Annotated in this window: 12 protein-coding genes; 4 read left to right on the top strand and 8 right to left on the bottom strand. The window is 62.9% G+C overall.

The window, feature by feature from the left end:
• Positions 1 to 47: 47 nt before the first annotated feature.
• From AC097L_RS00060 to AC097L_RS00040, 5 genes are all read right to left on the bottom strand, one after another.
• Positions 48 to 980 carry an electron transfer flavoprotein subunit alpha/FixB family protein gene (locus AC097L_RS00060; RefSeq protein ID WP_479584069.1) on the bottom strand — a complete coding sequence of 311 codons (933 nt, stop codon included), beginning with the start codon at positions 978 to 980 and terminating at the stop codon, positions 48 to 50.
• A gap of 1 nt (position 981) precedes the next feature.
• The gene (locus AC097L_RS00055; protein ID WP_479584068.1) at positions 982 to 1,731 is read right to left on the bottom strand and encodes an electron transfer flavoprotein subunit beta/FixA family protein; all 750 of its coding nucleotides are present in this window, start codon (positions 1,729 to 1,731) and stop codon (positions 982 to 984) included.
• A gap of 226 nt (positions 1,732 to 1,957) precedes the next feature.
• Entirely contained in the window at positions 1,958 to 3,625 is a 1,668-nt protein-coding gene (locus AC097L_RS00050; protein WP_479584067.1) for a PAS domain-containing protein, read from the bottom strand.
• Positions 3,626 to 3,813: 188 nt separating this feature from the next.
• Positions 3,814 to 5,121: a mechanosensitive ion channel family protein gene (locus AC097L_RS00045; RefSeq protein ID WP_479584066.1), complete on the bottom strand. Its 1,308-nt coding sequence runs from the start codon at positions 5,119 to 5,121 to the stop codon at positions 3,814 to 3,816.
• 59 nt (positions 5,122 to 5,180) lie between these two features.
• The gene (locus tag AC097L_RS00040; RefSeq protein WP_479584065.1) at positions 5,181 to 6,134 is read right to left on the bottom strand and encodes a histone deacetylase family protein; all 954 of its coding nucleotides are present in this window, start codon (positions 6,132 to 6,134) and stop codon (positions 5,181 to 5,183) included.
• Positions 6,135 to 6,190: 56 nt separating this feature from the next.
• On the opposite strand from AC097L_RS00040, the gene AC097L_RS00035 reads away from it, so the two are divergent.
• The 4 genes from AC097L_RS00035 to mltB all read left to right on the top strand — a co-directional run bounded on the left by AC097L_RS00035 (position 6,191) and on the right by mltB (position 11,263).
• Positions 6,191 to 7,111, top strand: coding sequence for an AAA family ATPase (locus AC097L_RS00035; protein WP_479584064.1), 921 nt, complete (start codon positions 6,191 to 6,193; stop codon positions 7,109 to 7,111).
• 7 nt (positions 7,112 to 7,118) lie between these two features.
• Positions 7,119 to 8,081 carry a DUF58 domain-containing protein gene (locus AC097L_RS00030; protein WP_479584063.1) on the top strand — a complete coding sequence of 321 codons (963 nt, stop codon included), beginning with the start codon at positions 7,119 to 7,121 and terminating at the stop codon, positions 8,079 to 8,081.
• 66 nt (positions 8,082 to 8,147) lie between these two features.
• Entirely contained in the window at positions 8,148 to 10,151 is a 2,004-nt protein-coding gene (locus AC097L_RS00025) for a transglutaminase TgpA family protein (RefSeq protein WP_479584062.1), read from the top strand.
• Positions 10,152 to 10,177: 26 nt separating this feature from the next.
• The gene (mltB, locus tag AC097L_RS00020; RefSeq protein ID WP_479584061.1) at positions 10,178 to 11,263 is read left to right on the top strand and encodes a lytic murein transglycosylase B; all 1,086 of its coding nucleotides are present in this window, start codon (positions 10,178 to 10,180) and stop codon (positions 11,261 to 11,263) included.
• Positions 11,264 to 11,309: 46 nt separating this feature from the next.
• On the opposite strand, the gene AC097L_RS00015 is transcribed toward mltB, so the two are convergent.
• The 3 genes from AC097L_RS00015 to AC097L_RS00005 form a co-directional block, all read right to left on the bottom strand.
• Positions 11,310 to 12,473, bottom strand: a complete 1,164-nt coding sequence (locus AC097L_RS00015; protein WP_479584060.1) for a phytanoyl-CoA dioxygenase family protein — start codon at positions 12,471 to 12,473, stop codon at positions 11,310 to 11,312.
• 227 nt (positions 12,474 to 12,700) lie between these two features.
• Positions 12,701 to 13,921 carry a GAF domain-containing sensor histidine kinase gene (locus tag AC097L_RS00010; protein ID WP_479584059.1) on the bottom strand — a complete coding sequence of 407 codons (1,221 nt, stop codon included), beginning with the start codon at positions 13,919 to 13,921 and terminating at the stop codon, positions 12,701 to 12,703.
• Between the two features lie 179 nt (positions 13,922 to 14,100).
• On the bottom strand, positions 14,101 to 14,685 hold the full coding sequence (locus AC097L_RS00005; protein ID WP_479584058.1) for an acyloxyacyl hydrolase: 585 nt from the start codon (positions 14,683 to 14,685) through the stop codon (positions 14,101 to 14,103).
• Positions 14,686 to 14,892 lie beyond the last annotated feature (207 nt).

The raw sequence follows: 14,892 nt of genomic DNA, 5'->3' as shown, positions 1-14,892 counted from the left end.
GTAAAAAAGGGCACCGCGCACGATGCCCCTTTGCACTGACCTGCGTCTTACAGCGCCTTGACCAGTTCTGGTACCGCTACGAACAAATCGGCCACCAGCCCATAGTCGGCCACGCTGAAGATCGGCGCTTCTTCGTCCTTGTTGATGGCCACGATGACCTTGCTGTCCTTCATGCCTGCCAAATGCTGGATGGCACCGCTGATACCGGCAGCCACGTACAGCTGTGGCGCAACGATCTTGCCCGTCTGGCCCACTTGCCAGTCGTTCGGCGCGTAGCCTGCGTCCACAGCGGCGCGCGAAGCACCCAGGGCCGCACCCAGCTTGTCGGCCAGCGGCACCATGACTTCGTTGAACTTCTCGGCACTGCCCAGGGCCCGGCCACCGCTGACGATGATCTTTGCGGCGGTGAGTTCGGGGCGGTCGTTCTTGGCAATTTCGCTGCCCAGGAAGCTGGATTTACCGGCATCGGCGGCGGCGGCCAGTACTTGCACGGTGGCCGAACCGCCGGTAGCGGCAGCCGGGTCGAAGCCGGTGGTGCGCACGGTGAGTACCTTGGTGGCGTCCAGACTTTGCACGGTGGCGATGGCGTTACCGGCGTAGATGGGGCGCTCGAAGGTGTCGGCGCTGATGACCTTGGTCACGTCGCTGATCTGGCCCACGTCCAGCTTGGCGGCCACGCGCGGGGCCACGTTCTTGCCCGAGGCGGTGGCGGGGAAGACGATGTGGCTGTAGCCGGAGGCCAGCGCCAGTATCTGGGCGGCGACGTTTTCGGCCAGGCCGTGTGCAAACCCGGGGGCATCGGCGTGCAGGACTTTGGCCACACCGGCAATCTGGGCGGCGGCGGCGGCAGCAGCACCGGCGTTGCTGCCGGCGATGAGCACGTGCACATCACCTCCGCATGCGAGTGCGGCGGTTACGGTGTTCAGGGTGGCGCCTTTGACGCTGGCGTTGTCGTGTTCGGCAATGATGAGTACGGACATGTCAGATCACTTTCGCTTCGGTCTTGAGTTTGGCAACCAAGGTGGCCACGTCGGGGACTTTGATACCGGCGCTGCGCTTGGGTGGCTCGGAGACTTTGAGGGTCTTGATGCGCGGGCTCACATCCACACCCAGGTCTTCAGGCTTGAAGACATCGAGCTGCTTCTTTTTGGCCTTCATGATGTTGGGCAGGGTGACGTAGCGGGGTTCGTTCAGGCGCAGGTCGGTGGTGACCACGGCAGGCAGCGAGACGCTCAAGGTTTCCAGGCCGCCATCGACTTCGCGGGTGACGCTGGCTTTGCCGTCGGCGATCTCGATCTTGCTGGCGAAGGTGGCTTGGGGCAAATCCGCCAGGGCGGCGAGCATTTGCCCGGTCTGGTTGCAGTCGTCGTCGATGGCCTGTTTGCCCAGGATGATGAGACCGGGCTGTTCTTTGTCAACCAGGGCTTTGAGGAGCTTGGCGACAGCCAGGGGTTGGAGTTCTTCAGCAGTCTCAATCAAGATGGCGCGGTCGGCACCGATGGCCATGGCGGTGCGCAGGGTCTCGGAGCACTGGGTGACACCGCAGGAGACGGCGATGATCTCGGTGACCACACCTTTTTCTTTGAGGCGGACCGCTTCTTCGACGGCGATTTCGTCAAAGGGGTTCATGCTCATCTTGACGTTGGCGATGTCTACGCCCGTTCCGTCGGTTTTGACGCGGACCTTGACGTTGTAGTCAACAACGCGTTTTACGGCTACCAGGACCTTCATGTAACGGCTCCTTAAAGTTATGGAATGTGCTTGTCGCTTTTTATTTTATGCCTGAGCAGTAATGCCGTCGCTACAAAATAGAACGACCGTTCTTTTTTTTGATTATAAACCGACGGCCAATGCGCGCAAGCGCATTGGCCGTAAAAATACCAGCAGAATTTATGCAGCGAACTCCATATTTTTGTTCGAAAAAGGAGTCTTGCGCCCATTCTGGCGAAGCAAAAAATCAAGAGTGCAGCATCGTCGATATCTCGCTGGCAGAAGCGGCAGAGCGGCGCGCCAGGCTGCGCACTTCAGAGGCCACGACCGCAAATCCGCGACCGCCATCACCGGCCCTGGCGGCTTCGATGGCCGCGTTTAAGGACAATAGATTGGTTTGCATGGCCAGGTCATTGATGGTGCCCACCACCGTACGGATACGCTCCAAAGTATTACGCTGGCTAGTGATGTCACTGGCATACATGGTTATTTTGGACAGCGTGCCATCCACTTGGAAAATAGGATTGAAAGTGCAGCGCAACCACACCGGGCTACCGTCAGCAGCTGCCACTTTGACCTCACGCTCGGAGCTCTCGCCACGCAACAACCGGTTGCCACCATCACCTTGGGTCATACCGCTGTAGATGGGGTTCAGCGCCTTGGCGGCTGCGCCCAAATTCTCTACCCCCAGAAGCAGCGCCAGGGTCGGACTCACATCCAGCAACTCAGCCTGGGATGACCAGTCGGCGGTCGCGGTAGAGGCCCGTATGGCGGTAAGGCGTGTGGCATCTTCTTGGGCCTGCATCTTGGTTTGCGTGATGTTGGCCTGCACCGAGACAAATTTGCTCAGGCGGCCGCTGCCATCAAAAATCGGGTTGATTGACAAAGAAATCCAATACGGTTCGCCGGTCTTGGTGTAATTTAATATTTGCTCGTAAAACGGTTCGCGGGCGCGCAACTTGGCCCGGACCCGCTCCACCGTGGCAGGGTCTGTATGTTTACCTTGCAGCAATTGACCAGGCCTCTTACCCATGACTTCCAGCTCTGTAAAACCGGTTAACTTGGTGAAACCAGCATTGACGTATTCGACGCAGCCATCAGGTCCGGTAATCACCACCGAGTTGTCGGTGCCATTGGCCACCAGCGACAGCAATTCGAACGACTGGCGTTGCTCCACATCCTGGGTGATATCGGTGGCAAATTTGACCACCTTCACCGGGTTGCCGGCCAGATCCAACACAGGGTTGTAACTGGCCTGAATCCATACATCGCGGCCAGACTTGCCAACACGCCGAAATTCTGCCGTTTGGTAGTGGCCCGCGCGCAACTTGTCCCAAAAGGCACGGTATGGCGCACCCTGGCTTTCGGCTCGGTCCACAAATATCCGGTGGTGCTGACCCTGCACTTCGTCCAAGGTGTAACCCAACAAACTCAAAAAGTTTTCATTGGCGTAGAGGATGTTGCCATCCATGTCAAATTCAATAACCCCCTGGGATTTGCTAATGGCATCAATCTGGCCCTGGTAGTTCGCATCACGCAGCTTACGTTGCGTGGTGTCTTGGGCAATTTTGATAATCCGACTGGGTCGGCCAAAGCGGTCGACCACCGGGTTGTAACTGGCTTGCAACCACACGGTGTCGCCATTTTTAGTAAACCGCTGAAATTCGGCTGTCTGAAAATGACCTGCCCGCAACACGGACCAAAAATCTTCGTATTCCCGGCTTGCGCCATAGTCCCGATCCACAAACATCCTGTGGTGCTTGCCCTTGACTTCGCTGAGCGTGTAACCCATAAGTTCCAGAAATCTAGCGTTGGCAAAGGTGATGTAACCGGACAAATCAAACTCGATCGAAGCTTGGGATGCCATCAAGGCCCGCAGTTGACGGTCCGAACGGGAGCGAAAAATATTGAACATTGCATGGCCGCTTAGTAAGGATTAGTTGACATTTTAACCATCCAGTTCAAAAAGCTACCAATCAGTAACTAATCCACACCGACTCCAGTGATTTACATCACGCCCCACAAAATTTGAATGGTCGGGTACCCGGTGCGCGCCCCTACACCAGGCTTTGCACAGCCTTGTGCAAACCTTTACGGGCCACTTCACGGTCCACTGTGGGGCTCTTGAACATGCACCACGCGTTGCGGATACGGCACGTTAATCTGGTGGGTGCGCAGGGCCTGCAGGATGCGCAGGTTGATGGCGGAGCGCAGGTTGCCCTGGCCGTTTTCGGGGTCAGCAATCCAGTAGCCCAGGGCAAATTCCAGCCCGTCGGCACCAAAGGCGGTCAGGGTGACACTGGGAGCGGGCTCGCGCAGCACGCGTGGCTCTTGCAACGCGGCATCGGTGAGCAGGCGCATCACCAGGTCGGCATCGCTGTCATAGCCCACAGCCACTTCGGTCGATTGCGAAATGCGGGAGTTGTTGAGCGACAGGTTTTCCACCCGCTGTATCAGCAGCATTTCATTGGGCACGATGGATTCGCGGCCATTGGGGGCGCTGACCACGGTGTAGCGGGCGTTGATGTCCGTCACCCGACCTTCAAAGTTGTCCACCTTTACAAAGTCGCCGATGCGGATGCTGCGCTCGGCCAGGATCACAAAGCCGCTCACGTAGTTGGCCGCCAGTTTTTGCAGGCCAAAGCCTATACCCACCCCCACCGCGCCGCCCAGCACCGACAGCGCCGTCAGGTCGATACCCACCGAAGACAAGGCCACCAGCAGCCCCACAAACATCAGCAAGGCCCGGGTGGCGTTGCTGATGGCCTTGCGCAGCGACAGCGCGCTGCCGGTGGCCGACTTGAGCAGCCGCGCTTCAATGGCAGCCGAAATCCACAGCGTGAAGATCAGCACCGCGCCCGCCGTGAGCCCGCCCTCCACCAGGTTGCGGGCCGACAGCATGGAGCCGCCCACTTTCCATTTGAACTGGTCCAGTTCGTCCAGCAGGACCGGCAGCAGGCCGCTGACCCACAGCACCATGGCCAGCCAGGCCACCCAGGAAATGGTGCGCTCCAGCAGCCGCACCACCGGTGCGTTGTGGAACGCCACCTGCAGCACCTTGACCCCGGTGCGGATCACCGCCAGCGACACCAGCACCGGCATGGCGATCTTGAACAGCGCCAGCGGAATCCACTGTTGCAGCAGCACCTCGTCCAGCAGGCCCAGGGCCAGCAGCAGCAGCGGGAACATCACGCCGTCGACGATGCGGCGGCCAAACAGAATGGACTTTTCGTCCGGCGTGCCCACCGCCCGGCGGACCAGCCACACCAGCGTCCAGGCCAGCACGAGGCACACGCCCAAGGAGCCCAGTTCCACCAGGGCGGTGGGGCGTAGCAGGGCGGCGAGCCAGCTGTCTAAATCGATGATGGGGGCGGGGTTGGAGGCGGCGTTCGCGGTAGAAACAGGAGTCATGGAGCTCAGAGAATACTAAGGAAAAAAGGTTCCCGTGCTTACGGGAAGGGCGCAAGCAGCTACAAATCCGCTAGCACCCTAATATGCGCCTCGACGCTGCGACCCAGCGCGCTCAGGTCGTAGCCGCCCTCCAGGCTGCTGACGATGCGGCCCTTGGCGTAGCGGCGGGCGATGTCCTTGATGCGCATGGTGATCCAGGCGTAGTCTTGCTCCACCAAGCCCATCTGGCCCATGTCGTCTTCGCGGTGCGCGTCGAAACCGGCGCTGATGAAAATCATCTCGGGCCGGTGCGCCTCCAAGCGCGGCACCCAAACCATCTCGATCAGCTCACGCACTTCCATGCCGCGGGTGTAGGCGGGCACGGGGATGTTGACCAGGTTGGCCGCATCCGACTGCGCCCCGCCCTCGGGGTAGAACGGGTGCTGGTAGAAGCTGACCATCAGAATGCGGTCATCCCCGGCCACGATGTTCTCGGTGCCGTTGCCGTGGTGCACGTCAAAGTCCACAATCGCCACCCGCTGCAGGCCGTGGCGCTCCAGCGCGTACTTGGCGGCAATCGCCACGTTATTGAAAAAGCAAAAGCCGCTGGAGGTGTCGCGCCCCGCGTGGTGGCCCGGCGGGCGCACTGCGCAAAAGGCGTTTTCCAGCTCGCCCGCAATGACGGCGTCGGTGGCGGCCAGCGTGGCCCCGGCAGCGGCCAGCGCGGCATCCCAGGTGTAGATGTTCAGGCTGGTGTCGGGATCTACCTGCGCGTGGCTGGGGCCACCGGCGTTGATGTCCTCACGCAGCGTGTCGGTCAGTCCGCGCAGGGTGGAGATCAGGCTGCGGCTGTGGGCCAGTTCGATGTCGGCCAGTGCGGCGGGGGCGGCCTGCAGGTGCTCCAGCGCGTCGCCCACGCCGCTGATCAGCAAACGGTCGTCAATCGCGTCCAGTCGCGCCGGGCATTCGGGGTGGCCTGCGCCCATTTCATGCTTGCGGCAGGCGGGGTGGGTGAAGTAGCCAGTCTTGTTCACGGTGAACTGCTTTTCTGAGGGATTAGAGGTCTTTGTATTTCGGGTAACGTCAAGGAATGCACGTACAAAACAAACTCAACGAACTGCTAAAACAGCTTAACACGGTGATTGTGGGCAAACCCGCGCAGGTGCAGGACTGTGTGGCCTGTCTGCTGGCGGGCGGTCACCTGCTGATCGAAGACGTGCCCGGGGTGGGCAAAACCACGCTAGCCCATGCGCTGGCCCGCACCTTTGGCCTGCAGTTCTCGCGCGTTCAATTCACCGCCGACCTGATGCCCAGCGACCTGACCGGCGTATCGATCTACGAGCGCGGCAAAGAGGCCTTTGTGTTCCACCCCGGCCCGCTGTTTGCGCAAATTCTGCTGGCCGACGAAATCAACCGCGCCAGCCCCAAAACCCAGAGCGCGCTGCTGGAGGCCATGGAGGAAAAGCAGGTCACCGTGGAGGGCGCGACACGCCCCCTGCCCTCGCCCTTCTTCGTCATCGCCACGCAAAACCCGCTGGACCAACTGGGCACCTTCGCCCTGCCCGAGTCGCAGCTGGACCGGTTTTTGATGCGCATCTCGCTGGGCTACCCCGACCGCGCCTCCGAACGCCAACTGCTTGCCGGGCAGGACCGGCGCGACCTGGTGGAGCACCTGCCCAGCCTGCTGAGCCCAAATGAGCTGCAAAGCCTGCAACAGCAGGTGCTGCAAGTCCATGCCGCCGATGCGCTGCTCGACTACGTGCAAGACCTGGTGGCCGCCACCCGCTCGGGCCGCTGGTTTCTGCAAGGCCTGAGCCCGCGCGCCGGCATTGCCGTGGTGCGCGCCGCTAAGGCCCAGGCGCTGCTCAGTGGCCGCGACTACGTGGCCCCGGACGACGTGCAGGCCATCCTGGCGCAAACCGTGGCGCACCGCCTGGTGCCGGTGGGCGATGCAGGCCGTGGTGCGGTGGCGCAAGTCCAAGCCATGATTGCAGGCACGCCCCTGCCGTGAACATGCCGTGATCCAACCAGCCAAATTGCTGCGGGCCCGCTTCCAGCGCTGGTGGCAGGCGCGCATCCATCTCACCGATACCACGCTGCTGACCCAACGCAACGTCTACATCCTGCCCACCGGCCCCGGCTGCATGCTGGCGGCCACCTTGCTGGTGCTGCTGGTGGCCAGCATCAACTACCAGCTCAATCTGGGCTATGTGCTGACCTTTTTGCTGGCCGGATGCGCCGTGGTGGGTATGCACGTAGGCCACGCCACGCTGCGCGGACTCACTCTGCATTTGATAGCACCTGACGCACAGTACATGGGCGCTAGCGCTCCTATTTCCATACAAGTCAGCAGCACGCGCAAAACCACCCGCCACGGCATCGGCCTGGGTTTGCTGGGCAGTGGCCACTGGGCCTGGACCGACGTGCCTGCCCAAGGCAGCAGCCGGGTGCAGATCGCCTTCACCCCCACCCAGCGCGGCCTGCAGCATCTGCCCGCCATCACCGCCGAGACCCGCTTCCCGCTGGGCACCTTCCGCGTCTGGACCTACTGGCGGCCCGCCGCGCAGTTGCTGGTCTACCCCCGCCCCGAAGCCCACCCGCCCCCACTCCCCCCTGGCCAGCCGCGCGCCGGTGGAGCCAGCCACAGTGCGCCCCACGCCAGCGGCGAATTCGACGGCGTGCGTCCCTACCGGCGTGGCGACCCACTAAAGCTGGTGGTTTGGAAGAAGGTGGCAAAGGCGGATGAGCTGGTCAGCCGCGACAGCCAGCAAGCCCAGCGGCACGAACTCTGGCTGGATTACGCGCAAGCCGGGTCGCTGGGCGCGGAAGCGAAACTCTCGCGCCTGTGCGCCTGGGTGCTGCTGGCCGACAAACTGGGGCTGGACTACGGGTTGCGCCTGCCGGGGCAAGAGCTTGCACCGGGTGCGGGCGAGGCCCACCGGCGGCGTTGCCTGGAGGCGCTGGCCTTGTGCAAACTTTAAGCCAAATCGGCTTCTAGCGCTTATTTCACCTACACGACTAGCTACTTATTTAATAGCAACCACTTTATGCGCTGGTTAACACCCTTTACCACCCTTCCCAGAGACAGCCGCGACACGCTGTTTCTGCTGGCCGTCATCGCCTGGGTGGTGCTGCCGCAGGTGGGTAACCTGCCGGTCTGGTGTGCCCTGGCGACGGCGGGGGTGCTGGGGTGGCGCGGCTGGCTGGCGTGGAAATCACGGCCATTGCCGTCGCGCTGGTGGCTGGCAGTGCTGCTGGGGATGGCGCTGGCGGCCACGTTGGCGACCCACCAAACCCTGCTGGGGCGCGATGCCGGGGTGACGCTGATCGTGGTGCTGCTGGCGCTCAAAACCCTGGAGCTGCGGGCGCGGCGGGATGCTTTTGTGGTGTTCTTCCTGGGCTTTTTCACCATGCTCAGCAACTTCTTTTTCTCGCAGTCGCTGCTGACCGCCATCGCCATGCTGGTGGCGCTGCTGGGGCTACTGACGGCGCTGGTCAACGCCCATATGCCGAACAGTGGGCCGGTGGAAAACAAGGCCCCGCTGCGCGAGGCGGCGCGCATTGCCGGCGGCATGGCGCTGCTGGGCGCGCCCATCATGGCGGTGCTGTTTGTGCTGTTTCCGCGCATGGCCCCGCTGTGGGGCATGCCCAGCGATGCTATGGCCGGGCGCAGCGGTTTATCCAACCAAATGCAGGTGGGCACCATGGCCAGCCTGGCGCTGGACGACGGCATTGCCATGCGGGTGAAGTTTGACGGCCCGCCGCCTGCACAGCGCGACCTGTACTTTCGCGGCCCGGTGCTGTCGCTATTTGACGGGCGTACCTGGCATCCACGCTACACCGATTTTTCGCGCACGGGAGCCAGCGACTTACAGGTGTCTGGCCCGCCGCTGAAGTACCAGGTGACCCTGGAGCCCAACAACCGCCCCTGGCTGCTGGCGCTGGATGCCACACCCCAGGCCCCAACCTTGCCCGACGGCCTGAGCGCAGTGATGACCCCCGACTTGCAGTGGCTGGCCAGCCGCCCCACCACCGACCTGCTGCGCTACCAGGCGCAAAGCTACCCACAGTTCCGCTACGGGCCCAAACGGGCCAATGACGGCACCAACCTGGACCTGCAGCGCTATGTCGATTTGCCCCCCGGCTTCAATCCGCGCACCCTGCAACTGGCAGCCGACCTGCGCCGTGCCCAGCCCGGTGCCGACACTGCAGCCCTGGTGCAAACCGTGCTGACCCGGCTGCGCACCGGTGGCTACCTCTACACGCTGGACCCCGGCCTGTACGGGCGCGACACCGCAGACGAATTCTGGTTTGACCGCAAAGAGGGTTTTTGCGAACACATCGCCTCGTCCTTTGTGGTTCTGATGCGGGCGCTGGACATCCCCGCACGCATCGTCACCGGCTACCAGGGCGGCGAACTTAATGGCGTGGGCAGCTTCTGGGTGGTGCGCCAAAGCGATGCCCATGCCTGGGCCGAGGTATGGACCGCGGGCCAGGGCTGGACCAGGGTGGACCCCACCGGTGCGGTGTCGCCGGGCCGCGTGGGCAGCTTCACCCGGCTACAAGCCCCGCGCGGAGCCATTGCCAACACCCTGGCCAATGTCAGCCCCGACACCGCCCGCCGCCTGCGCGCCGCCTGGGACGCGGTCAACAACGGCTGGAACCAGTGGGTGCTGAACTACAGCCAGAGCAAGCAACTCAATCTGCTGAAAAATATCGGCTTTGACAGCCCGGAATGGGAAGACCTGGGCAAGCTACTGGCCGCCCTGTTGGTGCTGGCCAGCCTGGGCGGGGCCGCCTGGACCCAGTGGGAACGCCGCCAGCACGACCCCTGGCTGCGCCTGCTCGACCAGGCCCGGCGCAAACTGGCCAAAGTTGGCATCACCGTGCCCGCCAGCGCCCCACCCCGGCAGATGGCCGCGCTGGTGCCGGGCCAACCCGCCCTGCGCGATTGGCTGCTGCAAATGGAAAGCCTGCGGTATGCGCCGGACAACCCCGGCAGCATGGCGGCGCAGCGAAGGGCGTTCAAACGGCTGGTGTGGCCGCGCTAGACTTGGGCGACCACCTACTTACGCCCATGCACAAACTCCTCCCGATTGCTCTTCTTTTAATAGCTACATGCCTAGTTCCCGTCTGCGCCAGTACCAAAAAAAGTATAAAGAATAAGCCCACCATTACGGCCACGCCTAGCGGCCCTTTGTATGCCAGCCGCATGGACGTCATGGCCCTCGCCGACGACATCGCCGAGCGCCGCGGCCTGGACCCGGCCTGGGTGCACCAGATACTGGCGCAAGCCCGGTTCATACCCAGCGTGCCGCGCCTGATGGCCCCCGCACCCACGGGCACGGTGAAAAACTGGCAGCTCTACCGCAGCCGCTTCATCGACCCCGCACGCATCGCCGCCGGGGTGCGCTTCTGGCAGGCCAACCGCGCCACGCTGGAACGGGCCGAAAAAGAGTACGGCGTACCGGCCGAAATCATCGTCGGCATCCTCGGTGTGGAGACGATTTACGGCCAGAACATGGGTAACTTCCGGGTGCTGGATGCGCTGGCCACACTGGCCTTTGACTTCCCCGCCAGCCACCCGCGCGCCAAGGAACGCGGTGCCTACTTCAAGGGCGAGCTGGAGCAGTACCTGAGCCTGACGCAACGCGCGGGCATCGACCCGCTGAGCCTGCGCGGCAGCTACGCCGGGGCCATGGGCCTGCCACAGTTCATGCCCACCAGCTGGGTGCATTACGCGGTGGACTTTGACGGTGACAGCCACGTTGATCTGTTCAATAGCCCGGCCGACGCGATTGGCTCGGTGGCCAGCTACTTCAAGGCCTTCCACTGGCAGCCCGGTATGCCGATCTACTACCCGGTGCGCTTTGACCCCGCCAGCGTGGACATGGACGCGCTGCTGGCCCCGGACATCCTGCCCACCTTCAGCGTAGCCCGCTTCCAGGCACTGGGTGTCGTGCTGGACGGCCCGGCCCTGCAGCACACCGGTCCGCTGGCACTGGTGGAGCTGCAAAACGGTGGCAACCCACCCCAGTACGTGGCCGGCACCGAAAACTTCTACGCCATCACCCGCTACAACTGGAGCAGCTACTACGCCATGGCGGTGGTCGCGCTGGGACAGGCCGTAGCGGCCATCGCCAAACCCGAAACCGCCCCCTGAGACTGACGGGCATCGGCGACTTTGCCGGGGAAACATGCGGCGTTGTTCATAGAGACTTCTGGTGGCTCGGTTTTTTATGGGCCTGCTGCTGCAAGGCCTGCTGGATTTGCGCCAAAGGCCAGTCTTCTTGCAGCGCCCGCATCAACAGGCCTTGCTGGCTCTCGGGGGCCAGGCCGCCCAGCGGCGGGTCGCAGTCAAGGTTGGTGGGGAAGGCATAGCCCTCGGCACAGGCCGCCACGGCGCTGGCCTGCTCTGCGGCGGGCAGGCCGCGCAGGGCCGGATACAAGGCCTGGCACATGCGCAGCCGGTCCACCGATTCCATGGCACGGCCAAAGGCGCTGGAGACCTGCAGCAGGTTCGCCAAGCGGTAAATGTCCGCCGAGCGGTTGTGGCCTGCGGCGTGCATCAGCGCCGGGTTGAAAAACACCGCGTCGCCTTTTGTCAAAGGCAGTTGCACGTGCTGCGCATCAAAGTAGGCCTGGAAGTCCGGGTGGCCCGCCACCAGGTAGCCGGGCGCGTATTTTTGCGAATGCGGCAGATACAGTGTGGGGCCGCTTTCCACCGGCATGTCGACATGCGCCACCGCCCCCTGCAGCGTGAGGGCGGGCGACAGACGGTGCACGTGCGCCGGGTAGCGGGCGGCCTGTACCGGGCCCAAGAACCCCAGGTGGTAGTCGCGGTGGGCCATTTGCGCAGCGCCGCCGGGGTTGACCGAGTTGATCTGCGAAGTCACCTGGTAGGCCGGGCCCAACCAGGCCTCGCACACCCAGGTCAATAATGGGTTGCCGTAGTAGGCGGCAAACACCTCGGGTGCGGCCACACAGAGCTTTTCCAGCGCGTTCCAGACCCGGTCGTTGGCACCGGGCTTGGCGAAGTGGTCGGCCTTGGTACCGGTGAGGCGCTCGGCGGCAATCAGCTTATAGAATTCAGCCGTGGCCGCGTCCACCACGGCCAGGTCGGCAAACGCTGCCTGCAACACCAGCACGCCAGGGCCGCTGTGCCACACGCGGCACCACTCGGCCATCAAGTCGCGCTGCAGGGCCGGGCTGGCCTCGCGGATCTGCGCGCCGTCGTACACCGGCACGCCCTGGGTGATGGTGTGGGCCAGCGGGTAGTCGGCGGGCTGCGTGGGCGTGCGCACCAGGGCATCCAGCTCAACGACCTTGCAGGTTTGCGGGTCCAGCCAATGGGGGAAATCGTGTGCGGGCATGGCGTGTTTTTGTATCGGAAAAGATGGGCACAGTGTAGGCAGGGCTGGCGGAGCTGGAGCGACCAAAAGGCCAGGTGGGGCTGGGGGGCCACAAGTTTTTGATCGACCGGTGGTGCACGCCTCGGACCGCTTCTCACGCCTGGTGCGCGGCGCGGCACCGGTGCTGCCCATGCTCTCGTCGGTGCAGGTGGTGAAGCCTTTTAACGCGCCGGAACAGCTTCTGGCCTTTACTGCGGCAGCGCAGCCACCGGTCCAGCGGCTTCTCGGGGCAAGGTGGCGATAAACACCGTACCGGCATCGGCCGAGGATGTGACGCTCAAACGACCTTGGTGGGCTTGGACGATCTGCGCGCAGATGTGCAAACCCAGGCCCAGCCCTTCACGCTGTGCTGAGGTCCTGCTGCGCCAGAACGGCGCAAAAACCTTGTCCAGGCTGTCGGGCGGAATGGGGGAACCCTGGTTGGACACTTCCAGTACTAAGCTGTCAGCCGTGGTCATGGCCTTGAGTTGCACCGGGCTGTCGGGTGCACCATGCACCAGCGCGTTGCTGAGCAAATTGGACACCAGTTGCAGCACCCGGCAGCGGTCAACCTGTACCGGCCGGGAGATGTCAAACAGGCATTCGATCTCGCGCCCCGGAAAGCTCGCCTGCATTTCGGTGACCGCGCTGAACAGGGCCTCGTCCATGCGCTCCACCAGCGCTGGTGTCACCTGGATCACGCTGCCCAGACGGCCACGCGCGAAGTCCAGCGCATGGTCGATCAGCGTAGAGACTTGTTTTACACCCACGTGGATATCGCTGGCAATGCGTGCCACCGCCGCCGGGTCTTGGGCCTTGGCCAACAAACGTTGGCTGTTCAGTGCGATCAGGCTGACGGGTGTGCGCAGGTCGTAGCCCAGGATGGCGATCAGTTGCTCGCGCAGTTCGCTGGCGGCACGTTCGCCCAGCAGCGCGGCCTGCACCAGGTACTGGCGGCGCGCGTTTTCCAGCTCCATGCCAATCAGCGCCGCAAAATGTTGGAACATGGCTACGATGCGGGGCTCGGACACCTGGGCCGGGCGGGGGTCAATAGCGCACAGGTTGCCAAAATAACTGCCGTCGGGCAACACAATGGGTACCGACACATAGCTTTCAATCGCGTAGGTGCGCGGGGTGATGTGGTCACAGTAGCGGGTATCGGTGCTGGCCTGGTCGATCACCACTGCCGTGCGGGAGAAGCGCACTTCCTTGCACAAGGTGGTGTTGACATCCAACTGGCCACCGGGCAGTAGGCCGAAGCTGATCTCGTCGCGTACCGCGCAGGCGGTCCAGGTGCCATCGGTTACACGGGCCAGTGCGGCAAAGCCCATACCCGTGATCTCACACAGCACCCGCAGGAGTGTGGGAATAGATTCGATACGGCCCACCAGGGCAACGTCGTGCACGATCTCTTCTGCGGAATCGCCCATAGTTCACACCCAGCTTTCATTTTTACAACACGCACCCACTACACGCCCGGAGCAAGCCCTACCTTCAACTCGGAAAAGAGAAGGTTTGTATGCACGGTTCAGTAGGCTTATTGTGCTTGATACAAACTGCGCTGGGACGCAATGCACATATCTGGAATGTGGTCCGGTGGACTATTTGGCTAGAACGCGTAGGCGTAGCGCAACAGCACAAAGGTTTCGCCCGGGTTGGGGCGGCGCAGTCCGGCATTGGATACGTGCTTGACGTACACGCCCAGTTCCTGGTGCCGGTCCGCCCCCAAGCTGCGGCCCACGCCCAGGTGGTCGCTGAAGTTCCATTGGGTGCTGAAGGACTTGTTGGGGGTCTGGTACGACTCGCTCAGGTAGGACAGGCCCACCCCACCCTCCACGAACCACGGCGACTGCCCTGCATCGAAGCGGTAGCGGAACATCGGCACCACCCCAATCTGGCTAAAGTGCGAACGTGCGCCCGGCAAGGCATTCACCTCCCAGTCGCTCAGGTACAAGTCCCAGGAGACCGTGATGCGTCCGTCCGAAAAAGTACGCTGCACCGGCAGGCGCAGGCCGATGGTGGCCGTACGCGTGTCGCTGCCCTGCTGCAATGTGGGTCCGCCTTCAAGATACACCGACGGCTCCGTCGGCTCTGCCGCGCTGGCATAGGCACCACAGGCCAGCGCCCACAGCGATACCGCCATCGGCCGAAAGACCTGCGCCAAGCCGCGCGACTGTTCTGGTCTGTGGTCCATAATTTTCATTTCCCCATGTAGATGCCATACAAACCGGGGACCGATCTGCCACTAAGCACAGAGAAGAAATTGTGCCGTTGCGCCAGAAAAGTAAGCGTCCGGCCATCCCATGTTGACCACTGGCCACAGCCATGGTTGATTTCAAGGAGGGATGGGCTGCCAGCGATGCGGCAGCAGTTGTTCAATGTCCCGGGCCCTGTGCGTTGG

This window comes from Rhodoferax sp. RT5P35, from assembly GCF_056521385.1.
Note: the sequence above shows the minus strand (reverse complement) of the source record. Positions and strands in the feature narration are given on the sequence as shown.